This window comes from Streptomyces sp. NPDC002144 (assembly GCF_053593695.1).
In genome coordinates, this window is record NZ_JBSFDB010000018.1 from 25243 (window position 1) to 50380 (window position 25138).

Annotated in this window: 24 protein-coding genes; 10 read left to right on the forward strand and 14 right to left on the reverse strand. The window is 70.0% G+C overall.

All coding sequences use genetic code 11. The annotated features are described in order from the left end of the window. Positions 1-30: 30 nt before the first annotated feature. The 3 genes from ACWCQ1_RS25925 to ACWCQ1_RS25935 all read right to left on the reverse strand — a co-directional run bounded on the left by ACWCQ1_RS25925 (position 31) and on the right by ACWCQ1_RS25935 (position 2103). Positions 31-1215 carry a type III polyketide synthase gene (locus ACWCQ1_RS25925; RefSeq protein ID WP_451027490.1) on the reverse strand — a complete coding sequence of 395 codons (1185 nt, stop codon included), beginning with the start codon at positions 1213-1215 and terminating at the stop codon, positions 31-33. Between the two features lie 234 nt (positions 1216-1449). After that, positions 1450-1728: a GlsB/YeaQ/YmgE family stress response membrane protein gene (locus ACWCQ1_RS25930; protein ID WP_133043849.1), complete on the reverse strand. Its 279-nt coding sequence runs from the start codon at positions 1726-1728 to the stop codon at positions 1450-1452. A gap of 84 nt (positions 1729-1812) precedes the next feature. Continuing rightward, on the reverse strand, positions 1813-2103 hold the full coding sequence (locus ACWCQ1_RS25935; protein ID WP_358601280.1) for a hypothetical protein: 291 nt from the start codon (positions 2101-2103) through the stop codon (positions 1813-1815). A gap of 148 nt (positions 2104-2251) precedes the next feature. Here ACWCQ1_RS25935 and ACWCQ1_RS25940 point away from each other — a divergent pair, with 148 nt between their 5' ends. Together ACWCQ1_RS25940 and ACWCQ1_RS25945 are read left to right on the forward strand one after the other, a co-directional pair. Next, positions 2252-2398, forward strand: a complete 147-nt coding sequence (locus ACWCQ1_RS25940) for a hypothetical protein (RefSeq protein WP_451027491.1) — start codon at positions 2252-2254, stop codon at positions 2396-2398. A gap of 94 nt (positions 2399-2492) precedes the next feature. Continuing rightward, positions 2493-2978 carry an ATP-binding protein gene (locus ACWCQ1_RS25945; protein WP_451027492.1) on the forward strand — a complete coding sequence of 162 codons (486 nt, stop codon included), beginning with the start codon at positions 2493-2495 and terminating at the stop codon, positions 2976-2978. Between the two features lie 81 nt (positions 2979-3059). On the opposite strand, the gene ACWCQ1_RS25950 is transcribed toward ACWCQ1_RS25945, so the two are convergent. Beyond that, positions 3060-6404: a lectin gene (locus ACWCQ1_RS25950; RefSeq protein ID WP_451027493.1), complete on the reverse strand. Its 3345-nt coding sequence runs from the start codon at positions 6402-6404 to the stop codon at positions 3060-3062. A gap of 285 nt (positions 6405-6689) precedes the next feature. Next, complete coding sequence (locus ACWCQ1_RS25955) at positions 6690-7073, reverse strand: winged helix-turn-helix transcriptional regulator (RefSeq protein ID WP_133043846.1); 384 nt, start codon at positions 7071-7073, stop codon at positions 6690-6692. Between the two features lie 99 nt (positions 7074-7172). On the opposite strand from ACWCQ1_RS25955, the gene ACWCQ1_RS25960 reads away from it, so the two are divergent. Next, positions 7173-8000 carry an NAD(P)H-binding protein gene (locus ACWCQ1_RS25960; RefSeq protein WP_451027494.1) on the forward strand — a complete coding sequence of 276 codons (828 nt, stop codon included), beginning with the start codon at positions 7173-7175 and terminating at the stop codon, positions 7998-8000. 113 nt (positions 8001-8113) lie between these two features. Here the strand turns inward: ACWCQ1_RS25960 and ACWCQ1_RS25965 are convergent, their stop codons facing one another. Next, positions 8114-9682, reverse strand: coding sequence for an MFS transporter (locus ACWCQ1_RS25965; RefSeq protein WP_358601265.1), 1569 nt, complete (start codon positions 9680-9682; stop codon positions 8114-8116). Between the two features lie 248 nt (positions 9683-9930). Here ACWCQ1_RS25965 and ACWCQ1_RS25970 point away from each other — a divergent pair, with 248 nt between their 5' ends. Beyond that, positions 9931-10227, forward strand: a complete 297-nt coding sequence (locus tag ACWCQ1_RS25970) for a hypothetical protein (protein WP_358601262.1) — start codon at positions 9931-9933, stop codon at positions 10225-10227. A 94-nt stretch (positions 10228-10321) separates the two neighbouring features. On the opposite strand, the gene ACWCQ1_RS25975 is transcribed toward ACWCQ1_RS25970, so the two are convergent. Beyond that, positions 10322-10639: a hypothetical protein gene (locus tag ACWCQ1_RS25975; RefSeq protein WP_133043843.1), complete on the reverse strand. Its 318-nt coding sequence runs from the start codon at positions 10637-10639 to the stop codon at positions 10322-10324. Positions 10640-10700: 61 nt separating this feature from the next. Then, positions 10701-11708 carry a YihY/virulence factor BrkB family protein gene (locus ACWCQ1_RS25980; protein ID WP_358601259.1) on the reverse strand — a complete coding sequence of 336 codons (1008 nt, stop codon included), beginning with the start codon at positions 11706-11708 and terminating at the stop codon, positions 10701-10703. Positions 11709-11973: 265 nt separating this feature from the next. On the opposite strand from ACWCQ1_RS25980, the gene ACWCQ1_RS25985 reads away from it, so the two are divergent. Together ACWCQ1_RS25985 and ACWCQ1_RS25990 are read left to right on the forward strand one after the other, a co-directional pair. Beyond that, the gene (locus ACWCQ1_RS25985; protein WP_133043841.1) at positions 11974-12582 is read left to right on the forward strand and encodes a hypothetical protein; all 609 of its coding nucleotides are present in this window, start codon (positions 11974-11976) and stop codon (positions 12580-12582) included. Beyond that, a complete protein-coding gene (locus ACWCQ1_RS25990) occupies positions 12579-13373 on the forward strand; it encodes a fibronectin type III domain-containing protein (protein ID WP_451027495.1) in 795 nt (264 codons plus the stop codon). Before ACWCQ1_RS25985 ends, ACWCQ1_RS25990 begins: the two co-directional genes overlap by 4 nt. A gap of 17 nt (positions 13374-13390) precedes the next feature. On the opposite strand, the gene ACWCQ1_RS25995 is transcribed toward ACWCQ1_RS25990, so the two are convergent. The 5 genes from ACWCQ1_RS25995 to ACWCQ1_RS26015 form a co-directional block, all read right to left on the reverse strand. After that, positions 13391-14305 (reverse strand): hypothetical protein, encoded by a 915-nt coding sequence (locus tag ACWCQ1_RS25995; protein ID WP_451027496.1) that lies wholly within the window; start codon positions 14303-14305, stop codon positions 13391-13393. A 4-nt stretch (positions 14306-14309) separates the two neighbouring features. Continuing rightward, complete coding sequence (locus ACWCQ1_RS26000) at positions 14310-15368, reverse strand: C40 family peptidase (RefSeq protein ID WP_358601250.1); 1059 nt, start codon at positions 15366-15368, stop codon at positions 14310-14312. A gap of 287 nt (positions 15369-15655) precedes the next feature. Continuing rightward, a complete protein-coding gene (locus ACWCQ1_RS26005; protein ID WP_358601247.1) occupies positions 15656-17266 on the reverse strand; it encodes a hypothetical protein in 1611 nt (536 codons plus the stop codon). A 235-nt stretch (positions 17267-17501) separates the two neighbouring features. Next, a complete protein-coding gene (locus ACWCQ1_RS26010; protein WP_358601244.1) occupies positions 17502-18200 on the reverse strand; it encodes an NAD(P)-dependent oxidoreductase in 699 nt (232 codons plus the stop codon). A gap of 63 nt (positions 18201-18263) precedes the next feature. Further along, positions 18264-19007: a TetR/AcrR family transcriptional regulator gene (locus ACWCQ1_RS26015; RefSeq protein ID WP_358601241.1), complete on the reverse strand. Its 744-nt coding sequence runs from the start codon at positions 19005-19007 to the stop codon at positions 18264-18266. Between the two features lie 300 nt (positions 19008-19307). Here ACWCQ1_RS26015 and ACWCQ1_RS26020 point away from each other — a divergent pair, with 300 nt between their 5' ends. Beyond that, positions 19308-19970, forward strand: a complete 663-nt coding sequence (locus ACWCQ1_RS26020; protein WP_358601238.1) for a Tat pathway signal sequence domain protein — start codon at positions 19308-19310, stop codon at positions 19968-19970. A gap of 228 nt (positions 19971-20198) precedes the next feature. On the opposite strand, the gene htpG is transcribed toward ACWCQ1_RS26020, so the two are convergent. Continuing rightward, positions 20199-22106 (reverse strand): molecular chaperone HtpG, encoded by a 1908-nt coding sequence (gene htpG / locus ACWCQ1_RS26025; RefSeq protein ID WP_451027497.1) that lies wholly within the window; start codon positions 22104-22106, stop codon positions 20199-20201. A gap of 579 nt (positions 22107-22685) precedes the next feature. Between htpG and ACWCQ1_RS26030 the strand changes: the two genes are divergently transcribed. The 3 genes from ACWCQ1_RS26030 to ACWCQ1_RS26040 all read left to right on the forward strand — a co-directional run bounded on the left by ACWCQ1_RS26030 (position 22686) and on the right by ACWCQ1_RS26040 (position 25137). Then, positions 22686-22907, forward strand: a complete 222-nt coding sequence (locus ACWCQ1_RS26030) for a hypothetical protein (RefSeq protein ID WP_133043831.1) — start codon at positions 22686-22688, stop codon at positions 22905-22907. Positions 22908-22995: 88 nt separating this feature from the next. Then, positions 22996-24648 (forward strand): serine/threonine-protein kinase, encoded by a 1653-nt coding sequence (locus ACWCQ1_RS26035; protein ID WP_451027498.1) that lies wholly within the window; start codon positions 22996-22998, stop codon positions 24646-24648. 87 nt (positions 24649-24735) lie between these two features. Further along, a complete protein-coding gene (locus ACWCQ1_RS26040; RefSeq protein ID WP_358601229.1) occupies positions 24736-25137 on the forward strand; it encodes an OsmC family protein in 402 nt (133 codons plus the stop codon). Position 25138: the final 1 nt, after the last annotated feature.

The following is a 25138-nucleotide window of genomic DNA, read 5'->3' on the forward strand; positions in this document are numbered from 1 at the left end:
GCCGACGCGAGCGGGGGCCCGGTCACCGCCTCACAGCCATTCCCCCTCCACGGCCGTGGCGGTCAGGCCGGGCGCGGCCGCGTACAGCACGGTGCGACTGCCGGACTTCTGGCCGGCGTCGTACGCGCGCCGCAGGATGTCGAGTACGGCGGCGCCGCCGCGGTTGCCCGTGGTGTAGCCGGCCCGGCTGTAGGCCAGCAGTCCCCCGGGCCAGCCGTCGGGCATCGTCTGTTCCATGTACTCCAGGACCCGGGTCCCGCCGGGATGGGCGAGCAGGAGATCGGGGTGCCACGGGTGCCGGTCGTCGTGGTGGCGTACGCGCAGCCATGCCCACATCGCGGCGACCGTCTCCTGTACGGCACGCGGTCCTCGGCGGTCCATGACGAAGTGGGTGCCGTCGGCCCGGGTGTCCAGGCGGTGCAGGTCCGTGGTCCCGGGCAGGGTGTGATGCCAGGCCGCGTCCAGGCGCAGGATCGATTCTGCTCGGGGACGGCCGGTGACCACCGCGGCAACGGCGGTGTCCGCGAACAACAGCCGGACGATGAGGGATTCCAGCGTGTCGTCGGCCGGCTGGTAGGTAGTGCTCAGCGCCTCCGCTATCACCACCAGCACCGCCCGGTCGGGGTCCGCGGCGACGAGATCGGCGGCCAGCGCCAGCGAACGGGTCCCGGCGATGCAGGCCCACTGGGTGGCCGGCAGCAGCAGCACGTCCCTGCGCAGCGGGAGGCGGTTGAACAGCGACAGGTCGAGCCCCGGCAGGGCCGGGGTGGTGGAGTTACTGGTGATCAGGCAGTCGACGTCGGCGGGTTGCAGTCCGGCGGTCTCCAGCGCCTCGCGGGCTGACCGCTCGCCGTAGGTCTGCACCGCCGCCCAGGCCGGTGCGGTGCGCTCCTGGACGGTCTGCTGCGCCGGTATCGCCTCCAGCGCGGCGATCACCCGGTTCACTTCCCGGTCGCTGAACCCGTCACGGGCCAGTGCCGCACGGGCTGGCTCGACTCCCGGTGTCCGCAGGCCGCTTCCGGCGCTGGGCGCGGTGGCCGTCTCGAGCGGCAGCATCCATCCGCGGGAGGTGATCCCCGTGCTCGCGGCGACGCCGTCGATGCGCGACAGCCAGGGCGCGTGCGGATGTCGGCCGCGCACCTCCGCCAGGATCTGACCGGTCTCCACGGCGTGTTCGCCGTGCAACACAGCGGGAGGACACAGGTAGGCGCTCATATACGCCCCTTTCTCCGCACTCTTCACGGCGTTGGGCAGCAGAACCTGCCCGGATCGTCAACCCCCGGGGCCAAGACGCCGTGAGGGCACTCTACTTCGCCCCGGCGATCCATTGGCCGTAAACGCGGCAAAGGTGCCCAACTCGGTAACTCCCGCCAAAAACGCGGCAGCTCCTGCCCTTTCGTCAAGGGAGGAGCCGTCGCGTTGCGCCCGTACACGGACGTCACCGGCGCGTCATGCGTGACGGTGCGAATGCCGGTTGCCCGTGACGAGGCGGTAGAGGACCAGCAGGATCAGGGAGCCGACTATGGCGGCGACCCAGGTGGAGAGGTCGAAGAATCCGTCGATGGAGTCCACCCCGAAGATCACCTTGCCGAGCCAGCCGCCCAACAGGCCGCCCACGATGCCGATGAGCATGGTGACGATGATGCCCCCCGGGTCCTTGCCCGGCATCAGGGCCTTGGCTATGGCGCCGGCGAGCAGGCCGATGAGGATCCACGCGATGATGCCCACAGTGCGTCTCCGATTCGTCGCATGTAAAGGTTGTGTCAGATCTCCGTGTGCACCGTCCGCGCTCGAACAAACATCTCTTCCACATCACGGCTCGTCAGTTCCCCGCAGCGGACCGGCCCCTGAGAACGAGACGCTGCGGGATGCCGGCTCGGCGGACTCCACACGCCGCAGCCACCAACTGGCCGTCGCGAGAAGGCCGGCGAAGACCGCCAGCAGCAGCAAGGACGTCCACATCGGCCGGCTGCCGGGAGACACCCACCCGGTCCAGGCACTCGAAGCCGCCCACAACATCACGCCCGCCGCGTACAGGGTCCGCATGCGCCGCAACTGCCGGGCAACGGGCCAGGGGGTGAAGGACTCAGTGTGCATCGCCATGCGGCGCCCAGTACCCCGGCCGACCCGCCCTGCACCTGTGTCTCGGCCGGCGGTTCCGGCCGGGGGGCCCGAGTGCCAGGGCTGAGCCGCTCCGTCGGGGGTAACCGAGCCGACAGAAAGGGACAAGACCCCCGCGGGAAGGAGCGTCATGCCCGGCATGATGGAGCGCATCAAACAGTTCGCCAGGAGCCCCCAGGGCCGACGCGTGACCGAACAGGCACGGCGGGCCGCCGCCGATCCCCGGCGCCGGGCCCAGGCGCAGCGCCTGCTGGGCAAGCTTCGTGGCCACCGTTGACCGGGTTCGGCGCAATCCCCTCGGGACGGACGTGCGTGGCGCGCACCCCCAGGAAACACCCCAGGAAACACCCCAGGAAAGAGGAAGGGCAACGGTGGAAGGTTCCTCGCTCCGAGCAGTTGGCTGGGCGCGCTCGCTGCCGATGTCCAGCGAAGTGAAGGCCGCCCGGGACTGGGCACGTGACCATCTCAGGACACTGGGGTGGACCGCCTCCGCTCCGCAGACGGTGGACGCCGTACTGCTGACCGTCTCCGAACTGGTCACCAACGCGCACGTGCACGCGCACAGCAGCGCCCAGTTGGTCATGACCTGGGACGAACAGTGTCTTCACATCAGCGTTCATGACGGTTCGAGCGATCCGCCGACACCCCGCACCGCGAGCACCGAGCGCCTGGGCGGACGCGGCATGTTCCTCGTGGACGCCCTGGCCGACGAGTGGGAGTTCCGGCCCTGCCGCCACGGCAAGTCGGTCATCGCCTGCTTTCGATCGCCCGCGGACACCGCGGACGGACATGCGGGCCGGAACACGGACGACACGGAGAGACACACCCCTGGGCAGCACTTCACCCGCGAGCCGTGAGACGCGCTGGAACGGCGCCTGGCCGAGCCGGTTCCCGGGTGTCCGGGAACCGGCTCGGCACGACGGGCCTCGGCGGCGCTCTTACTGCCCGAAACCGTAGGCGAACAGGTGGTCGGTGCCCGTCGAACCCGTCACCGGCAGCGTGATCGACGCCACCTGCTTCGACGGATCCAGCGTGACCTTGGTGGCGAAGACGTAGGTCTTCACGCCGTCCCGGCCTCCGCTGCCGGTGTCGCGGTAGGCCGTCGTGACGGCGGTGGTGTCACCCGCGATCGGCTTGCTGGAGCCGCCGTTGAGCGTCCAGTCCGAGAAGCCGACCGTCGCCTTCGAGGTGGTGCCGTCGGTGTAGGTGACGGTCACGGTGCCGGAGACACCGTCGGTCGGCGCGTTGGTCGCCGCGCCCAGCAGACCGAGCGAAGCACCCGACGTACCGGCGGGCATCGGGATGGTCTGGCCGGCCATCTCCAGGTTGTCCAGCTGACCGGAGGTCACCGTCGGCCAGGTGTAGGAGATGCCGTCGACGGTGAGGGTCGAACCGCTCGTGACGCCGGCCGCCGACAGCGCGTTCTGGGAGTACGCCCAGCCGCCGTTGTCGAAGCCGCCGGAGAAGGTGGCTCCGTCGGGATAGACGCCCTCGTTGGTGTTGTACGGCCACAGCGCGCCGGCCTTGGCGACGGCCACGCGGAGGGTCGCACCGCTCAGGGTCGCGCCGGTGCCGTGGTCGGTCAGCGCGAAGGTGACCGGGTAGGTGCCCTCGCTCGTGCCCGCCGTCACATGGACCTTCGTCTCGGCGCTGCCCGCGGCGGGCACGGTCAGCGAGCCGGACGCCGGATCCGCAGTGACGCCGGTGGGCGCCGTGGCCTTCCAGTCGACCGTGACGGCCTGGCTGCCGAGGTTGGTCAGATCCAGGGTGGCGTCACCGGACGCGCCGGGCTGGAGCACCAGGCCGTCGCTGGAGGGGCCGGTCGCGGCGAGCACCCGGTTGCCGCCCGTGGTGTCCGACGGCGGTGCCGCCGACGGGTCGGACGCCCAGGAGGTGTTGGGCTGGGTGCCGAGCGTGAAGTCGAGGCTGCCCGCCCCCTTGAACTGCCCGTACGTCAGCCACGCGTTCTTCCATGCCTTGCCCTTGACGTTCAGGGACTGCACGTAGGGCGCGTCGGGCGCGGCCTGCGGTGCGGTGATCCGGACGGTCTTGCCGCCCGCGAGGGTCGCCTGGGCCACCGGGAAGACCGGGCTGCCGAGTGCCAGGGTGTCCGTGCCCGGGGTCTCGGGGTACATGCCGAGCTCGGACCAGACGTACCAGGAGCTCATGGCGCCGAGGTCGTCGTTGCCGAAGGAGCCGACGGGAGCGTTGAAGTACAGCTTCTGCTGGGCCTGGCGGACCGCCGCCTGGGTTTTCCACGGCTGGCCCGTGTAGTCGTACTCCCAGGGGATCTCCACGCTGGGCTCGTTGCTGAGGTCGGCGTCGGTGTTGCCGGGGTTGGTGATGTCGTCGAGCAGGCTGTCCAGGTAGGACGAGTACGCCTGGTCACCGCCGCGTGCCTGGATGAGCTGCTTGAGGTTGAAGGGGACCATCGGCGTGTACTGGGCGGAGGTGCCCTCCACGAAGCCGTTGGAGGTGCCGGGGGTGAAGCCGCCCGCGAACTGGCCGTCCTTGTTCTTGGCCTGCAGGTAGCCGGTCTGCGGGTTGAAGACGTTCATCCAGTCCTGGGCGCGGGTGGCGAACTTCGTGTAGACGTCCGTCCTACCCAGGGACTTGGCGAACGCGGCCAGCGCGTAGTCGGCGGAGTCGTACTCCAGCTGCGTGGAGACGGGGCCGTAGAAGTTGCAGCAGCCGTAGTCGTTCTCGTCCAGCGGGAGATAGCCCTTCGCGTCCCGTACCGACTCCCCCGGGCGGTCGTTGTTGGGGACGGTGGCCTCGTGCTGGAGGGCGGCGAGGGCCTTGCCGGTGTCGAAGTCCGTGGCGCCGAAGGCGTACGCGTCGGTGATGATGCCGCCGGCCGGGTCGCCGACCATCACATAGCTCTCGCCGTTGTTCGAGGCCCACTTGGGCAGCAGACCCGTCTGGTCGTAGCCGTTGAGCATCGAGGTGACGACGTCGCTCGTCACCTTGGGCTCGACCATCGCCAGCAGCTGGGTCTGGGAGCGGTAGGTGTCCCAGCCGGAGTAGTTGGCGTACTGGGCCTGCTGGCCCTTGGCCAGCCGGTGGACCTGGTTGTCCATGCCCATGTACTGGCCGTTGGCGTCCGAGAAGACGTTCGGGTGCAGCAGCGCGTGGTAGAGCGCGGTGTAGAACTGCGTCTGCTGGTCGGCGGTGCCGCCGCCGATCTGAAGCTTGTTCAGCACGGTGTTCCAGGCCTTGTGGTTGGCCTGCTCGACGGTGTCGAGGTTCCAGGTCCTGATCTCGGACGCGAGGTTGGAGGCCGCGTTGGCGTCACTCGTGTACGAGATGCCGACCTTCGCGTTCACCGTGGGGTTGGCGGAGGTGTCGAAGGTGAGGTACATGCCGTTCGCGCCCGTGGTGGGGGGTTGGGCGGCGTCGGCCGTGGCCGAGGAGCGGGGGGCGGCGCCGGCTGTCGGGGACGGGGTGCCGGACGTCTTGGGGGTGCTCCCGTGGAGGGTGGGGGCGGGCCTCGCCGGGACGGTGAAGTGCTTCTCCTTCAGCGGCGCGGTCCTGGCCGCCTGCGGGGTCTGCCGGACCTTGCCCGCCTTCAGCGACTTCGCGTCGGGGTTGATGGTGCTGCCGACCCAGGTGCCGCTCTCGGTGAACGGCTGGTCGAACTTGATGTCGAAGTGCAGCGTGTACCTGTTGCTGGCGCCGCAGAAGTGACCGCTGTCGATCGCTCCGCTGATCTCCTTGTCGCTCACCACCTGGACGCGGGTTCCGTCCACCTGGGTGGCACCGCCGCTGAGCTTGAACAGCAGGTTCGCCTGCCGGCCCGCCGGGAAGGTGAAGCGGCCCAGGCCGGCCCGGGTGGTGTCGGTCAACTCGGTCCTGACGCCGCTCGCGTCGGTGACCCGGTAGTAGCCGATGCCCGCCTGCTCGTCGCTGTGGCTGAAGCCGACGGAGGTGTCGCCCAGGCTGCCCGAGAGAGCGCCGGTCACCGGCAGGATCGGCAGGTCGCCGGCGACGGGGCAGCCGGGGCCGGAGATGTGGGTGAGGCTGTAGCCGGAGATCTTGCTGTCGCTGTACTCGTAGCCGCCGCCGTCGGGGCGGTGGGGCGTCGTGTCGGGACCCCACTGCACCATGCCGGCCGGCATGTCGGGGCCGGGGAAGGTGTCCACGGCCCCGGACGTGCCGATGAGGGGATTGACCAGGGACGCGGGATCCTTCACGAAGGCCGGCGTCGCGGTGCCCGCGGCATGGGCGCTCTCCATGGCCGTGAGGGGGAGGGCCGCCATGCCCAGGACGCAGAGGACCGCCATTCGTCGGCGGAGTCTTCTTCGGTCGTGTGGTGCAGCTGAACGTCGGGGTCTCACCATCGGTTGCCTCCGCAGCAGTTCGTGCTCGCACATCGGTCGCCGGCGCCGTGAGAACGCGGCGCCGGCGACAGGCAACGCTTCCGGTCTCCCGGCCTGACAACGTTGCCATTCACGAGTGTCGAGTGAAACGCCTGCGCTTGCGGCATGTCAACGAGGCCAACACGAGTTTCTGGGTCAGGAGTTGGCAAATACGTCGGCGCAGCGGCCGGGCGGCGCCCCGGTCTGGGCCTATTGCCTGGCGTCGTAGGCCCGGCGGGCCCGCTCGACGTGGTCCAGGTTGGGCGACCACTCGGAGAGTGCCGCGAACAACGGCGCCAGACTGCGGCCGAGTTCGGAGATCTCGTACTCCACCCGGGGCGGTACCTCGGCGTGATAGGTCCTCAGGACGAGCCCGTCGCGCTCCAGTTGACGCAGCCGCTGGGTCAGCACCTTGGGCGTGATGGTGGCGATGCGGCGTTCCAGCTCCACGAACCGCTGCCGGCCGTACTCGTTGAGGGTCCACAGGATCGGAGTGGTCCACCGGCTGAAGACCAGGTCGACCACCGGCGCGATCGGACACGCATTGTTCGGCGAGACCTCGGCCCGGTCCTGTCCCTTTGTGCTCTCGGTCACATCCGCCCCCTCGACCCAGTACTTTCCTCTAGGTACCTACTGACCTCGCGATAGTAGCGTCGCCGTGCACCTCAAGGACTCCGGAAAACGGGAGAGAAGATGATCGTGGTGACCGGCGCAACGGGCAATGTCGGGCGGCCGCTTGTGCGGGCGCTCGCCGCGGCGGGTGAGCAGGTGACGGCGGTGTCCCGGCGGGTCCCGCCCGCACCACTGCCGGCAGGGGTACGGCATCATCGGGCCGACCTGACCGAGCCGCGGAACCTCAAGCCCGCCCTCGACGGAGCCGAGACGCTGTTCCTGCTCACCTCCGGCGACTTCATGGCGGCCGGCGGTGACCTCGGCAGCGTCCTCGAGGCCGTGCGCCACGGTGGCGTCCAGCGGATCGTCCTGCTGTCCTCGCAGGCCGTCGGCACCGGAGAGCTCCCCTCCGAAATGGAGGACGCCGTCCGCCAGTCGGGCCTGGAGTGGACCGTCCTGCGGCCGGGGAGCTTCCACTCCAACACCCTGCAGTGGGCGGAGGCGGTGCGCGGGCGGCGGACGGTGACGGCGCCGTTCGGGGATGTCGCACTGCCGACCGTCGACCCGGGCGACATCGCCGAGGTCGCCGCCGTCGCGCTGCGGGATGCCGCGCACGCGGGCAGGGTCTACGAACTGACCGGACCGGCGGCGGTCTCGCCGCGCGAGCAAGCCGCCGCGATCGGGGACGCGTTGGGCGAGCCGGTGAGCTTCGTCGAGCAGAGCCGGTCGGAGGCCAGGGCGGCGATGGTGCGGTTCATGCCCGAACCCGTCGTGGAACGCACCCTCGACATCCTCGGCGCACCCTCGGCCGGACTGCGCCGGGTCAGCCCGGACATCGAGCGGCTCCTGGGCCGCCCGCCCCGCGCCTTCGCCCCGTGGGCGGCCGGCAACATCGCGGCCTTCCGGTGATGCGCGGCCGGCGATCCGACCGCCGGAGTGCATGAGTTCGGCCGTGCCGGGCAACCGGGTGACATGGCCTTGCCGCACCGTTCCCCCGTGGTGCGGCAAGGCCCTTCTCGGGTTCAGCGCATACGCGGCTGAGCGGACGGCGTCGAGTGCTCGGCCCGCGGGCGGCGCGACGCGACGCCGTACAACTCCTTCGACGTGGAGATCAGTTCCTGCTGCTCCTCGCGCGAGCCGACCATGGGCCGGGATCCGTTCAGCGGGACCTGCGCCGTCTCGGGCAGGAACTTGACGGTCACCAGGCCGATCGCACCCGCCAGCATCAGGTAGTACGCGGGCATCAGATCGTCGCCGGTGAGGTTGACCAGCGCCTCGGTCACCAGCGGGGTCGTACCGCCGAAGGCCGCGACCGCGATGTTGAAGCCGATCCCCATGGCCGCGTAGCGCACGGCGGTCGGGAAGAGGGCCGGCAAGGTGGCGGCGCTCGGTGCGGCGAAGCAGGCCAGCAGCGTGGAGAGGATCAGCACGCCGAGGATCGGCGGCCAGGTCCCGTGCATCTTGATGAGCTGGAAGGACGGAACCGCGAGCACGATCATCGCGGCCGCGGAGACACCGTAGACGGGCCGGCGTCCGATCCGGTCGCTGAAGCGGCCGATGAAGGTGATCAGCAGGACGATCCACACCATGCCGATCAGCACCAGCAGATCGGCCGAACCGCTGGACCGGTGCAGGGTCTCCGTCTGATAGGTCGGCAGGAACCCGGTCACCATGTAGTTGGTGACGTTGTACAGCAGCACCAGACCCATGCAGATCAGCAGCGGACGCCAGTGCCGCGTGACGATGGCCTTCAACTCGCTGCCCGCCGACTCCTGGGCGAGCCCCTTCTCGTGCTCGTCCAGTTGCTGCTGGAAGGCGGGCGACTCCTCCAGCTTCAGCCGCATGTACAGACCGATCACACCCAGCGGGCCCGCGATCAGGAACGGCACGCGCCAGCCCCAGCTGAGCATCTGATCGTCGCTCAGCGCGAGGTTCAGCAGCGTGACCAGGGCGGAGCCCAGGGCGTATCCGACGAAGGTGCCGAAGTCGAGCCAGCTGGAGAGGAATCCGCGTCGCCGGTCGGGTGAGTACTCGGCGACGAACGTGGTCGCGCCGCCGTACTCGCCCCCGGTGGAGAATCCCTGCACCATACGGGCCAGGAGCAGCAGGATCGGCGCGGCGATGCCGATGGTCACGTAGCTGGGGATGAGGCCGATGGCGAACGTGCCGACCGCCATCATGATCATGGTGGTGGCGAGCACCTTCTGCCGGCCGAGGCGGTCACCGAGCGGTCCGAAGACGAGCCCGCCCAGGGGCCGTACGACGAACGCCGCGGCGAAGGTGGCGAACGAGGAGACGACCTGGGCTCCCGGGGACGCGCCGGGGAAGAAGACCTTGCCGATGGTCGCGGCCAGGTAGCTGTAGACGCCGAAATCGAACCACTCCATGCAGTTGCCGAGCGCGGAGGCGCCGACCGCGCGCCGCAGCAGAGGGGGTTCGACCACCTGAACATCGTCGGGACGGAAGGCCCGTTTGTTCCGCCTCAGTCGGCGGGCGAGTTCGTCGCGGACCTGTCGGGGCAGTTCGGCGACCGCCTTCCGCCTTGTCACCGGACCCGCTTCGGACGCTTCGTCGGGTAGGGCCTCGGCCACGCTGTCACCTTCTTCCGGGCCGTGCTTTTCGCGGCAGCGAATGCGGCGATGGGAGTGAGAGCGCCGCACACCTCGCTATTGCCCCTGAGCACGCGTGTCACACGCGCCTCGTCTGCGATCGCAACGAAGATGACCGCGGTGTGAAGATGCGTCGCCCCCCGCCATTTCCTCGTGGAAGCCGGGTAGCGGATGGTCCTCAGTCCCGACAAGGCGGTGCCATGCGATCGTCCAGACCACACCCTCGATTCGTGGAGTTTCGGCCCCACGACCAGGCCGCCGGCAGAGGGTTGGAGCAGTCGGAGCTGGCCGGGCTCCGGCGTGCTCTCGCCGCGCGCTCCACCCTCAACATGGCGGAAGGCGCGCTGGCCGTTCTCGGGCCGCTGCCGATCGAGGACGCCGGGGAGGTCCTGGCCGACGTCGCCCTTCGTCTCGGCGTCGACGCGCTGGTGGTGGCCCACCATGTGCTGAACATGGTCCAGGGGCTGGGCGTACCGCGGTCCGTGGCCGACGCCCTGCGGCACGTGCTGGCGCGTCGGCGGGTATGACGGCCGGACTCGACCGGCCCGGGGCCTTCGGAGGTGGTTCCCGGCGGCGAGAACCCACGGCCCCGGACCGGCCGACGGCTCAGCCGGTCAGCGCTCAGCCGTCGGAGTCGATGCCCGTGACGGCTGCCGGTCCCAGCGGGGCGCTGCCCTCGTCCAGGCCCACGGCGTTCAGGGCGGACTCCGCGTAGCTTCGGGCCGCCCGTTCGGCCTCGGGAGCGCTGTCCGCGTCGATCCTGAGCCGGACGGTGAAGGTGCCGTCGTCGTTGACGGTGAGGGCGTCGAGATCTTCCTCGTTCCCCATGTGGGTCTGGTGCGGGTCCACTGGCCGCAGGGCCCGGGCGAGCTCGCTCTGCGTCTCCTGCCCTGCTGCGCCGGTGAACGTCCCCGGCACCGAGATGACGTACGTCGTCATGGCGTTCCTCCCTCGGTCCCCCCTCGACTACCCCGGTTCACGGCCAAGATCCCGGCCGGCGTCAGAGCGGTCCTTTGTCACCCACGGGCGGCGGCGGAGGTTCACCGAAACGGACGGAGATCTTCTCGAATCCTTTGAACGACTCGGCGTTCGCGTAGAAGCGGTAGGCACGCAGGTCACCGGCCGCGAGGCGGACGTGGTCGGTGAAGGGCGTCATCAGGCTGCGCGGCCACAGCCGCAGGTGTCGCACGGCGATGACCTCCGCCGTGGCCAGGTAGACCACCGCGGCCAGGTAGATCCAGGCGAGCAGTCCGAGGACGATCCCGAACATGCCGTACGTCGCCGTGGCACCCCGCAGCACATGCCCGATGTAGTACGAGCCTCCCCACTGCAGTACCTGCCAGGCGCACGCCGCTGCCAGAGCCGGGCCGCGCATCGAGCGCATCGGCAGTCGGCGCCGGGTCATGAGGCGGAAGCTCAGCAGGAGCAGGGCGGCGTCGACCACGATGCCCGCCACGCCGACGGCGATACGCAGCCCGATCGCCAGGTGCGTGCCGAAGGCACCGGTCGCGGACTCCGCGGCCGACAGCGCCGTGGTCACGCCGAGTCCGGCCGCGAGGAGCAGCAGGAAGTACAGGCCCCTCAGCCGTGAGCGCAGCGGATCGGGCCGGGCATGCCGCGGCACCGCGAAGATCTTGTTCAGGGCGTGCTGGACGGCTTGGGAGACGCCGAGGGCGCCGTAGACGCTGCCCGTGACGCCCACCGCCACGGCGGCACCGCTGCCGTGGAAGGAGTGGATGCTGTGGCCGAGCTGGTCGCCGATCACCGGGAACTCACCGAGCGCCGAGTGGAGCACGGAGTGCTGCAGCTGCGGATTGCCGTGCAGGGCGGAGCTGAGGATCGCCACCAGGAACAGCAGCAGCGGGAAGAGGGAGACGAAGCCGTAGTACGCCAGCAGCGCGGCCAGGTACGTGGCCTGGTCGTCGAAGAACTTGTACACGACCGCGAGCGGCATGCCCGCCCGTCGGTGGCGTCGCTGATATCGGTCCAGCCGGGCCAGCACGTCCATGTGCCCTCCCACCCCGTCGCGGGCGGACCCGCCCCTCGGCGGACCACGCAGCATTCCTGTGCCCCGTCCGGTCGCGTTGTCACCTTCCGGGCGACTGACGTCGTAGTGCCGGGACATGCCGCAACCGTTCCGACATGAGAACTGTGGTCACACATATGGACAGACCTTGATCCCGCTCGTACCGTGACGTCTGGTCCGGACCAACGGGTTCCGGCTGCCCTCCGCCCGGGCGGGAGGGGAACCAAACGCAGAGGAAGTGGGAGACATGCCGAACAAGTACCAACTGACCGGAGGGTTATCGGTCGCCTGCGCCTTACTGCTGGCCGCACCGGGTGCCGCACACGCCGAGGTGGAACCCGGGGGCTGGACCTCCGAATCGCCCTCCTACACCGTCCAGGAACGCGGATGCGGCCAGGTCGACGGCCTCACCTTCAAGCTGACCTGCTCCACCGGCAGCGGCGACCAGCGCGCCGAGCGCCGCTACGCCACGTACAGCGGCGGCACCCACCAGTTCGAGGGGTACTTCCGCATCACCAGCATGAGCGGCACCCGCATCAGCCTCAAGCAGACGTTCAACGACACCAGCGGACACGCCGGCCCCTACTTCATGCTGGCGGTGGAACGCGGCGGCAGGCTCTACGACGTACACGACGGCGACACGATCGCGAACGTCGCCACGATCGGCACCACCGTCCGTGTCAACACCGTGCACCAGGTCGGCAAGGAGCACCGGACCTACATCAACGGCTCCCTCAAACACACGGACGACAGCCCCGGCGGCAGCTTCTACGACAAGATCGGCGCCTACCGCACCGGCAGCGGGAGCGGGCCGGCGACCGTCGTGTGGAGCGACGTGAAGTTCTGGAAGAAATGAACGGCCTCGTCCCGGTCCGTACGCTGGCGGTGGCGCTCCTCGTCGCCGCCGGTGTCACCGCCTGCTCCTCCCCCACCGCGGACAGTTCCGCGTCGCACGGTACGGCGACGCGGCCGCGCGCCGCCTCCGACCGCGGCCGCACCGCGCTCACCGGGTCGCTGGCCTCGCCCGTGGACGTCGTACTGACCTGGACGGGCGAGGAACCCGGCGCCGCCGGGCAGGTCGTCGAGTTCGCGACGGACCCGAAAGGGCCCTACACCATCCTCGGCTACCTGCCGCCGGGCCAGAACAGCTACCACCACCCCGACCTCATGCCGCACACACCGTTCTACTACCGCGTCCGCCCCTACTACGGCCCGGCGTCCCGACCGATCGACGTCGACCTGCCCGACCGTGCCCGAAACCCGCGCGAGCGGACACCCGACCCCTCCTGGGCCACTCCGCGCACCCTCCGCGGCAAACCCGGCACCACCGCCTCGATCCGCCGTACGTCCGGCACCGACGCGGCCGCGCCGACCGGTCTGCGGGCCACCGTCATGCAGGCCAACGGCATCCGGTTCACCTGGCACGATCACGCGGACGACGAACAGGGCTATCTGCTGGAGGACCGACCGCGGGGCAGCCAGGGCTTCCGCCCCGTCGCCGCGCTGGACCCCGATGTCACCTCCTTCGGCCTGATCACCCTGCCCAGCGAGAAACAGGCGTCGTACCGGGTGCGGCCCTACTACTTCGGACAGCGTTCCAACGTGGTGCACTTCCTGACCGGCACGCCCCCGGACGACCACCGATAGGTCCCGCGTCTCGTGATCTAGGGCGAGGGCTCCGTGGACCGGCCGGCCCGCCTGGTGAAACGCCGCAGCCCCCGTCGCGTGGGCTTGAGGGGCTTGTCCTCGGGGGCGACCGGTCCCCGGCCCGTGGTCAGGGCCTGCGGCGAGGCCGGGGACGGAACGGACTGGCTGTCCCGTTCGAGCCGGCTCCGCACCGCCTGCGCCATGGCCTGGTGGGACGGTTCCAGCAGCAGCCCCTCGGCGGACAGGCGCTCCCACATGTGCAGCAGCTCCTGTCCTCGGGTGGCCACCTGACGGTCGTCCTCCAGCCGTTGCCACGCCGCCGTCGCGCGGGCCACCTCGGGCGCCGCCCGGTTCAGGTCGGTGCGGCAGCGGATGCGGGCCACGGTCAGCGCCAGGACGGTGGAGAGCATGTAGTCGCCCCGCAGATAGGCGAGGTAGGCCTCGATCGCCCGTGCCTCCAGCGAGAGTTCGTCCTCCGCGCCCCTGCGCAGCGTGAGGTGCTCCCGCAGCGCCCTGGCGAGGACGTACGCCGCGTGCATCTCCTCGCGCTGCGCGTGCTGGATGATGCGCTCGACCCGGGCCAGCGGAGGGAACGCCTCCTCCTCAGCGGCGGTGCGCTCGCGCCCCGGCGGCAGATCCTCCTCGTCGCCGATGGTCCGGCTCGAGCCGTCGGGGTACACCCGCAGCCGTGCCACCTGCTGCACGGTGCGGTCGATGACCGTGGCCGCCACCGGGGCCCCCAGCGTGCGGGCGAACATGGCGATGGCGTCGAGGATCGCCTCGTTGGGCTGTCGCGTACCGGCCATCTCCAGCAGATGACCGTTGACCACCGTCGACCCGTCCTCGGCCACGTAGGCGTCGAGACGGATCAGCGGCGGTGCGCTGAGCGCGGGCAGGTTCCCCTGGTCACGGGGTGTCAGTGACTGGGACATCCGCTCAGGCTCCGGGGCGCACGACACCGAGGATGGGCATGGAGGCGGCCGGCGCGGTCGTGACCGTGCGTCCGGGCCGCGGGGCGTGGACGATCTGTCCGCCCCCGATGTACATGGCCACGTGGGTGGCGTCGCTGAAGTAGATGATCAGGTCTCCGGGCTGGGCGGATGACAGGCTGACCCGGGTCAGTCCCTGCCACTGCGCCTGCGAGGTACGGGGTATGGGGTGCCCGGCGGCCGCCCACGCCGTGGAGGTGAGTCCCGAGCAGTCGTACGAGGACGGGCCGACGGCGCCCCACACGTACGGTTTGCCGATCTGCGCCATGGCGAAGTCGACCGCCTTCGCGGCCGCTCCGGTCGCCTTGGTCCTGCCGCCGGAGGAATCGGGGCCCGTCCACTCGGACTTGGCCTTCTGCGTCTCCTCCTTCTCCAACTGGGCGAGTCCGCGGGTCTGTTCCTTCTTCAGTCCCGCCTCGATCCGCTCGGCAGCGGCGATCTTCTCCTCGATCTTCTGTTTCGCGGCGGCCTTGTCGGCGCGGCTGCTCCTCAGCTCTCGCAGCTTCCGGGCGGCGGCGTCGGTCTGCCGGCTCAACTCGGCTCGGGCGGTTTTCTGGCTCTCGGAGACGTTGACCAGGTTCCGCAGGGCCTGGCGGGCCTGGGACGCCTCGTTCAGGGCCTGGTCCGGATGATCGCCGAGCAGCAGCTGGATGCCCGTGGCATCCAGGTCTCCCCCGCGGTACTGGGTCCGGGCGGCCGCGCCGGCGAGGTCGTGCAGAGAGTCGACCCGGCTCTCCGTGCGGGTCAGGTCCTTGCGGAGCGAGGTCAGCCGCTTCGTCTGTTCGGTGGCCTTCTCGTCGGCGGTGTTGTAGGCCTCGGTGGCCACCTCCGCCGCGCGGTACAGGCTGTTCAGTTCGGTGTGGATGTCCTCGATCGACTTGTCGTTCTGCGGGTCGGGTTCACTCGGGGCCGCGTAACTCGGGCTCGGTAACAGGGTGATCGCACAGACGAGGGCCGCTGACGCGGCCCGGCTCCGCAGCTGTCTGCCGCCGGTCGACACGTTCATCAACTCCATGTTCAGAGGTCGCGTGCAGGCGGCTCAGACGGACGACACGCCCCTCGCGATCCCCAATCCGGTTCCCACGCGGGGCCGTTCGAGCCTCGAACACATTACCTTCCCCAGAAACTCAGACCCCGTGGGTCCCCGGCGTGTCAGCCTTCCCCATGGCGGGAATGCGTCGAGCCGCCGTACCGGCAGGTGACCGGTATCGACGGCTCTTCGCGCACTGCGGTTCCAGGGGGACAACCAGGGGACAACCCCCATCACCCTGTATGGGAACGGCGACCGTACAACTAATGAACGTTCACCGTTGAAGACGGCGTCACGGGGCTGAGCGAGGGGCTCGGGAGCGTCGAACTCGGCGGAGATGAGCCATCGTTGGCGGTGGGCGTCGGCGAGGCAGTGGACGTGCTCGTGACCGGCGTCGCCGGGGCTTGGCTCGCGGAAGGTGACGCGGTACTCGGCGCGGCGGCCGGGGACGGGCTGTTCGCGGGGCTGCTCGACGGCGGCGTCTGGCCGAGCGGCACGAGCACGGCGTCGGTCACCAGACCCTCCGCGTCCGTCGTGAGACCGACGGGGTTCGCGACGCCGAGGAGCCGGTCGCAGCCGAGGTTGGTGAAGGACTGGTTCGCCCGCGAGGCCAGGAACCCGAAGAGGTTCGGGGCCGTTCCCGGGTCGGGTGAGGGCGCGTTCGTGAAGAGCGCCTTGTCCTTGAAGACGCGCTGGACTCCGGCGGGGTCGCCGAAGAGGGTGCTGCAGAAGGCCTTTCCGTCGCCGCCGTGGCCGGCGCCGATCGGGGGCATGTCGACGCCGGCGCGATAGCGGTCGGTCTTGCGGACGCTGGTGTGGTCGTCGACCAGCGTCATGGGGTCGTTCTCCGGGACGAGCGCGATCGGGGTCCGCTGACGGGCCGCGGCGGACAGCTCGTCCAGGGGCAGGGCCGAGGAGGCCTGGCCGTCGCTGGACTGGTTGGGTGCGGTGAACGGGGTGCAGCCCAGGGCCGGGTCGATGAAGTGGGTCAGCAGGAGGTTGTCGCTGCCGTTGGTCAGGTCCGTGAACGCGTTGCCGTCGTGACGGTTGGCCGACTGCGCGGACTTGCGCAGGGCCGCTCTGCTCGCGGCGTTGTTCTGGGCGATGCGGCCCTGTGCGTCGGCGAGGTAGTGGGTGACCACGTTGTCGCTTCCGTCCTGGTCCACGACCGCGAAGTCCCGGGTGGTCGGACAGGGCCGCCCGTCCCTGGCGGTCCCGAGCGCGGGGATCCGGATGTGCTTCTTGGCCGTCTGGGCGTTGGCGGCGCGGAAGAATGCGGGTGCGTTGCAGTAGGCGAACTGGCCGAAGACGGATCCGGGCACGCCGTTGACGCACCTGCCCTGGGCGAGGCTGCCGCCGCTCGACTTGAGGGTGAGCTGGTCGCCGTTGAAGCCGAACCACACGCCGACCGTCGATCCCTTCGGCACGGTGGGCCGGACGGTCGGTGCGGCCGGCCTGGTCCCCTTGTCGATCACCAGCGGGTCGTAGACGGTCAGTTTGCCGCTTCGGGTGACGATGGCCGCTTCGACGAAGGCCGCCTGGTCGGGATCGGCCTCGTGGCAGGGACCCTTGCCGGGGTCGGTGGCGACGAGCTTGTAGGGCGAGGCCAGGCCTCGGGCGGTGAGCGGGTGGCGGGGCACCACCAGGGTGCAGTTCGGATCGGGCGCGGCGTCCTGCGCCGGTTGTGCGGCCGGCTTCCCACCGGCCTGCGCCTGCTCGTGGTGGCCTGCGCCCGCCGCGAACACCGATCCGGCTACGACGGCCAGGATCACCGGCCCACCGATGACGGCGAGCGACCACTTCGACCGGGCTCTGCGCCGGGCGTGCTCACGCCGTTCGGTACGCGGTGACTGTATCGGGTTCTTCGCGGGCACTGGCCTGCTCCTTGCTTTCCGGATCGGGCGCCAGAGACGTTAACAGCGGCCTACTGGACAGCTCACAGCACTTTGCCAACGAAATTCCTGCTCATATTGATCAGCCTGTATTCGATTGCGGCCTGATTGCATCAGTGAGTAAGGAGGTTGACCTGGTGCTGCCGGGAGCTTTCATGAGTGGCCCGATGCGGCGAGGATCACGAAATTTGCGAACGCATACTCCTGCTGCCCGGATTCACTTCCTTCCGCCGAACGCCTCCTTACGGATCACGTCGAGAATGCGGGGAATGCCTTCCGTGGTGCGGACATCCACGAATGCGTGCGGATGCAGGTCACCGGTCGCCTCGCGCAGGAGCGCGTCGCCCAGGTCCGCGCGCGAGGTGAACCGGCCGGGCAGGCGGGAGGTGGCGACCCGGTAGTCACTGACGCCTTCCGCGTCGAAGAGGCCCGCGGGCCGCAGGACCGTCCATGCGCGGTCGCTGCCGCACACGATCCGCTCCATGCGCCGCATGTCGTCGTACACCGTGCGTCCGACGGTGCGCGCGATGAGGGGTTCGAGCACCTTGCGGAAGAAGAAGGTCTCGCCGGGCGCGGGTACGTCGAAGAGTACGGTCGAGCTCACGCAGACCAGGCGCCGGACGCCGTGCTTCGTCATGGCCTGGGTGATGTGGGTGATGCCGTCCGAGTACACGCTGACCGGATCACGGGTGTACGGCGTCCCCAGCACCGAGATCACCGCCTCCTGCCCCTCCACCGCCCGCTCGACGGCGACTGGGTCGAGTACGTCCGCTCCGCGGACCCGCACGGACGGATGACTCAGCGGGAAGTCCGCCGGGTGCCGGGTGACCGCGGTGACGGTATGCCCTTCGGCGAGCGCGTGCTCGGTCACCTGCCGTCCGGTCGGACCGTTCGCACCGAATATGACGATATTCACGTTCGTTCCCCTTTCCTCTCACCTGAGAGGAGTTCGGGGCGGCGAACGTGACGTCCCGGCGGATCAGGCGTCCGGAGCGAGGCAGACCGGACGGGGGCCGGCCGCGGGGGGTGGATCGGCGAGGCAGGCGGCGGCGCGTTCCGGGCCGACGAAGGGGGCCAGGACGGAGTACGTCAGGCCGGGCAGCAGGGCGGGCAGTTCGGCGGTCCGGCCGGCCGCGATCCGCCGGTATATCGCGGAGTACACCCCGCCCACGACCATGTCGATCAACTCCTCTGTGGGAACCGGGAGTTCGAGTTCGGGCAGGTCGGTGAAGAAGTGCCGGAAGCGGGCCAGGAGCGCCTCGCGCGCCTCGCGGCCGGCGGGGCCGACCGCGTCGATCTCCACGATGGCCATGGCGGCGAAAGCGGGTGCTCCGGCGAGGATTCCGAGCAGCGCTCCGAGCCCGGCGCGTACCTGGTCGGGCCAGTCCGCACACTGGGCGTGCGCCTCCTCCATGGCGGAGAAGACCAGGGAGGTGCCGTGGTGGTGGGCGGCCAGGAAGGCGTCCTCCTTGCCCTTGAACAGTTCGTAGAAGACCGGCCGGGTCACGCCCGCCGCCGTACAGATGTCACTGACCCGGGTGCGGGCGTAGCCGACCTGGGCGACGGTGCGGACGAAGCCGTCCAGGAGCCGGTCACGCTGGTTGGCGGCCACCACCTCGGGCGCGGCACGACGCGGCCCCCGCCGCAGCGACCGCTCGGGGTCGCGTCCCGTGCGGGTACCGGGCAGCACCAGCGCGGGCGGCACCGACGGCGCTTCTGCCATGCCACGTCCTTCCTCACGAACTTCCGTGCACCACCTTGACGTTGAATACCCGTCAGGTTTACAACCTTCACAGGTTTTCCACTCACGCGGACCTGCGGTGCAGACCGCTGGAGCCGTCAGTCTCACGCACCCGCAAGGCCGCAACAAGAGGCCCGGCACTCCTACGCCGGGTCAGCACCCGCACCGGTCCGCCGTTCCCTCCCTCGGGGAACGGCCATGCGCGGGTCGTCGCCTCCGCATCCCCATGGCGGAGGCGACGACCCGCTCTTTTCGCCACCCCCCAGTACCAGAGGACCTGCCATGCGCAGACACACCGTCGTCGCCATAGCCGCCACCGCCGCCCTCGCGGGCCTGACGTTCCTCCCGGCCACCGCCGCCTCCGCGGACAGCGCCGTGCTCACCTACGGCAGCGCGGGCGGCAACGCCGTCGCCGTCGGCGATGTCATCACCGGCTCACTGGCCGGCGGCACCAAGGCCTCCCTCGCCACCAGCAGCGGCGGCAGCTCCGGCATCACCTGCACCGGCTCGACGCTCACCGCCACCGTGACCGACAACCCGGCCGCCCCGGGCACCGCCACCGAGTCCGCGACGGCCCAGACCTTCACCGGCTGCACCAGCAACGTCTTCGGCGTCACCGGGGTGCGCAGCATCACCGTCAACGGCCTGCCCTACACCACCTCCGCCGCCTCCGACGGCAGCGTCACCGTGACCCCAGCCGCGGGCGGCAGCATCCAGACCACGGTGGTCCTCTCCACCCTGCTGGGCTCCGTCACCTGCGTCTACCAGGCCCCCAGCCTCTCCGCGGTGAGCTCCAACGGCTCCAACAGCCTGACCTTCACCAACCAGCCCTTCACCAAGGTCTCCGGGTCCGGGCTGTGCAACGCCAACGGCTACTTCTCGGCCTCCTACGCCCCCCTGGTCGACAGCAGCGTCAGCGGCTCCCCCGCCATCTACACCAACTGACCGAGGTCGAGAGGGCTCGCCGGTCCGGGCCGGCGAGCCCCCATCCTCCGACGAGCGGTCACGGACGTCTCACTCGTCGCCCCGCGCCAGCTTGCACAGGTCGAGGTCGACCCGGTCATGCATGGTGGCGACGCCGTTCGAGCCGCCGGAGATCGATCTTGACTCAGGTCGTGCCCGTGCTGAACGGGGGCCCGGGAACGCCTCCCGGGCCCCCGGCACACAGCCGTGTCACCGCAGGGAACGCTCCAGCCGCTCCGCCACCAGCTTCACGAAACGCGCCGGCTCCTTCGGCCGCCCGCCCTCCGCGAGGACGGCCAGGCCGTGCAACAGGTCGGCGGATTCGGCGAGTTCGCTCCGGTCCTCGCTTCCCTGGAACGCCTGGTTCATCCCCTGCACGAGCGGATGAGTCGGGTTGAGTTCGAGGATCCGCTTCGTCGGCGGCACCTCCTGGCCCATCGCCCGGTACATCTCCTCCAGCGCCGGAGTCAGATCGTGGGCGTCGGAGACGACACAGGCCGGGGACACCGTCAGCCGCGCCGACAGCCGGACGTCCTTCACGTCGTCCGCCAGTTGCTCCTTCATCCAGCCCAGCAGCCCGGCGTACTCCTCGGCCTGCTTCTCCCGCTCCTTCTCGGCCTGCTCCTCGCCCTGTCCGTCGAGGTCGATCTCCCCCTTGGCCACGGACCGCAGCCGCTTGCCCTCGAACTCACCGACGGCGTCGACCCACACCTCGTCGACGGGGTCGGTCAGCAGCAGCACCTCGACACCGCGGGCGCGAAACGCCTCCATGTGCGGCGAGCTCTCCAGGCTCTGCCGCGACTCGCCGGTCATGTAGTAGATGTCGTCCTGGCCGTCCTTCATCCGCTCCACGTACTCCTGGAGCGTGGCCGCCCCTTCCTCGGCGTGCGTGCTGGCGAACGAGGCGACGGCGAGCAGGGCGTCGCGGTTGTCGGGATCGCCGAACAGTCCCTCCTTGAGGACGGCGCCGAACTCCCGCCAGAACGTGGCGTACTTCTCGGGAGCGTTGGCCTTCATCTCCTTGACCGAGGACAGCACCTTCTTCGTCAGCCGGCGCTGGATCATCCGGATGTGCCGGTCCTGCTGGAGGATCTCGCGGGAGACGTTGAGCGAGAGGTCCTGCGCGTCGACGACCCCCTTGACGAAGCGGAGGTACGGCGGCAGCAGCGCCTCGCAGTCGTCCATGATCAGCACTCGCTTGACGTACAGCTGCAGACCGCGCCGGAAGTCCCGGGTGAACAGGTCGTGCGGAGCGTGCTCCGGCAGGAACAGCAGGGCCTGGTACTCGAAGGTGCCCTCGGCCTGGAGGCGAATCGTCTCCAGGGGGTCGCGCCAGTCATGGCTGACGTGCTTGTACAGCTCGTGGTACTCGTCCTCGGAGACCTCGTCCTTCGAACGGGCCCACAGCGCCTTCATCGAGTTCAGCGTCTCGGGCTCGGCCCCATCCTCACCGTCGTCCTCCGCCTGCTTCGGCACGAGCCGGATCGGCCAGGTGATGAAGTCCGAGTACCGCTTGACGATCTCCTTGATCTTCCACACCGAGGTGTAGTCGTGCAGCTGGTTCTCGGGATCGGCCGGCTTGAGGTGGAGGGTGACGGTGGTCCCCTGCGGCGCGTCCTCCACGGTCTCCAGGGTGTACGTCCCCTCACCGCGCGACGACCAGCGCGTACCGGTGCTCTCCCCCGCGTGCCGGGTCACCAGGGTCATCTCGTCGGCCACCATGAAGCCGGAGTAGAAGCCGACGCCGAACTGCCCGATGAGCCCCTCGGCGCCCGCCGCGTCCTGGGCCTCCTTGAGCTCCTTCAGGAAGGCGGCCGTACCCGATTTGGCGATGGTGCCGATGAGCCGGCCGACCTCGTCGTACGACATTCCGATGCCGTTGTCCCGGACGGTGAGCGTGCGCGCTTCCGGGTCGACCTCGATCTCGATGTGCGGGTCGCTCGTGTCCGCCCCGAGGCTGTCGTCCCGCAAGGCGGCCAGACGCAGCTTGTCCAGCGCGTCGGAGGCGTTGGAGATCAACTCCCTCAGGAAGACGTCCTTGTTCGAGTAGACCGAGTGAATCATCAGCTGCAGCAGCTGACGGGCCTCAACCTGGAACTCAAACGTTTCGGTCGGCATGGTTCGCGTATCCCTCGCAGGTCCCTGGTCACCGATGCGGACGAGAGCCACTGTGACGCGCCCCCGGCCCTGGGTACAGGAACTCCGGCCCGGGTCGCCCGACCCTTCCGATGCCTTCCTGCCCGTCCTGTCGGCCCGTCCACGCGCTCGGCGACTCCACCCGCCCGACGGCGACGATTCGGCGTCCTTCGGGAAGGATCTTACGTGCTGTGTCGGGGCCGCGGTTCTGCGTTACGAGGCATGGGACGTGGTGGTTCCGGGATGTCGAGAGGACAGACTCCCCCGAGAGCGAGGAAGTAGCCGGTCGTGGCCGCCAGGGTGGCTCCGGCCCTGTCCTTGGTCCACCGCGCCTTCGGCGCGGACTCGCTTGTCACCGGACGGTTCTATCGGGGACACGGACCGTGCGCAAGATCGAGGTGACCAGGAGAGAGCGCACGGGTCGCCGAATCCCGGATCCGCGGACCAGTTTCGTCGCGCTCGGGCTCGAAACCCCAGGTCAGTCGGCTGCCGCCATTCGTGTCGTCCATGGTTGTGCCGATGGCCACAGCGAGGAGGATCCGCGGTGGCGCATACTGAACCATGACCAAATCCGCGTCACCGAAGCGTCATCTGCCCACCAGCCCCTTCAAGGCCCCGGTCGTACCAGCTCCGAAGCACTTCGCCGTCGGTGACCAGGTCACCCACGACATGTACGGCCTCGGCCGGGTCATCGGCATCGAGGACGGCATCGCGGCGCTCGTGGACTTCGGCTCGGCACAAATGCGGATCCTGAGCCCGTACACGAAGATGACCAAGCTGTAGTACCCCTCTGCGCCCGGTCGCGGCCCGCCTGGCACCATCGTCGTCGACGTGTACAGGCGGGGTGGAGCGTGACGGGGGGAGGACGGGCGTGCAGCCACTCGAGGCCACGGATCCGGGCATGGTCGGCGGTTTTCCGTTGCTGGCGCGGCTCGGTGCGGGAGGAATGGGGCGGGTGTATCTGGCCCGTACCCCGGCCGGACGCCCACTCGCCGTCAAGACCATCCTCCCGGAGGCCGCCGCCGCGGCGGACTTCGAGCAGCGCTTCGCCCGCGAGATCCGCAACAGTGACCGGGTCCGCTCGCCATGGACCGTGTCCGTCGTGGACTTCAGCCCTCCGGGGCACCGCCCGCCCTGGCTGGCGACCGAGTACGTCGCCGCGCCGTCCCTCGCCGACTGGGTCACCGCACACGGCCCGCTTCCCGCCCCCGCCCTGCTGGCGCTCGCCGGGGAACTGGCCGCGGCCCTGGCCGCCGTACACGCCTGCGATCTGACCCATCGGGACGTCAAGCCGTCCAACGTGCTGCTCGCCCTTGAGCGGCCGATGCTCATCGACTTCGGGATCGCCCGCGCCACCGACGACTCCCGGCACACCCGCACCGGCGGGGTGATCGGCTCCCCCGGCTACCTCGCACCCGAACAGGCGTTGCGCGGAGCCGCCGGCGCGCCCGGGGACGTCTTCTCCCTCGGTGCCGTGCTCGTGTTCGCGGCCACCGGCCATGGGCCCTTCGAGCAGCCGGGTGCGGAAATGTCTGCCGCATCCCTGATGTACCGGATCGTCCATGAGGCGCCTCGCCTCGACGGGGTCCCCGGTGAACTGCTTCCCGTCGTACGCCGATGCCTGGCCAAGGATCCGGACCAACGGCCCGTCGGTGCCGAACTCACCGCCCTGCTCCCCCGGTTGGCGGCGGACGCCGGGTGGCAGTCCCGTCTGCCCTCCGGGCTCGCCGAGGACATCGCGGCCCGTGCGGTCCAGGCCGGTGAGCTGATCGCCGCCGCAGCGGCCGCTCCCACCCATGGGGCCGTTTCTGTTCCCGGCGGTCAAGGCCCCGTGTTCCCCGCGTCGCAGCCGTCCTTGGCCCCCGCCCCGACCACCCCCGGGGCCTTCGGGCCGCCGCCCGCCCCCGTCGGGTTCCCTCCGTACACCCCGGCGCCCGACGGACGGGGCACAACGTCCCGCAGGCGCAGCCCGTGGATCATCGGTGCCGTGGCCGTCGCAGCCGCCGCGGCGTTGACCGCCGTGCTGCTGAACGCGTTCGGCGATACCGACGACGGGTCCGGTGGCACGGGCGGGAACGGTGGCTCGTCGGTGTCGCCCACCGTTTCCACCGCCTCCGAACGCCTGCCGGCGACATGGGCGGGCGTGTGGACCGGTTCCGGGCCCGGCGCCCCGGACGCAGACGGGCAACTCCAGCCCCGTACCACCTCGTTCAAGGTCACCTTGACCCTTCACACGGCGGCCCGTGGAGACCTCGCCGGCAAACAGGTCAGCAACGTCACCGAGGCCGGCACCGGACGCGAGGTCGGCTGCACCGAAGCGCTCGAACTGCGCGGTATCCAGGGCGCGACGGCCACTTTCGAGGCGGTCACCAGCCACCCCACCGACCGGTCGGCCGGCACCCTGCTGTGCGAGAAGGGGCATGTCTACGTCGTCCGTCTCACCGACGCCGACACCATCGCCCTCGGCGACGAAGGGGCCCAGTCCGCGGGCGCCCCCTCCGAACTGCACCGCAACCGCAGCTGAGTTCAAAGGCGGCCCGGGTTCTGGTTGAATTCCACGACATCGCGGTCAAAGCCCCCTGACCGCCTCCATCTGTCCGAAGGACCTCCCATGGCTGACGGATTCGGCGTCGTGGTCGGTGCCGGCACCCTGCGTTCCGAGAGCGGGGACTCGATCCGCTTTCCGCATCGCTGGACGCCGGAAGGGGTCAGCGTGGAGGCCGACTTCACCGGGGCGCATCTGCTGCATCTGGCGGCCGCCGGGTGCGTCCTGAACGACCTGTACCGCGAGGCCGAGGCCATGGCGATCGGTCTGGACGGTGTGCGCGTCAGCGCGACCGGCGGTTTCGACACCGGTAGCTGGGAGTCCACGGGGATCAGCTATGCGGTCACGCTCGACTCGGCCGCGTCCCGCGCCGACCTGGACCGGCTGATCGAGCACGTGGACGCCGTCGCCGAGATCCCCAAGGCGATCCGGGCCGGCGCTCGCGTCACCCGCAGCGCCGACCGGTGAG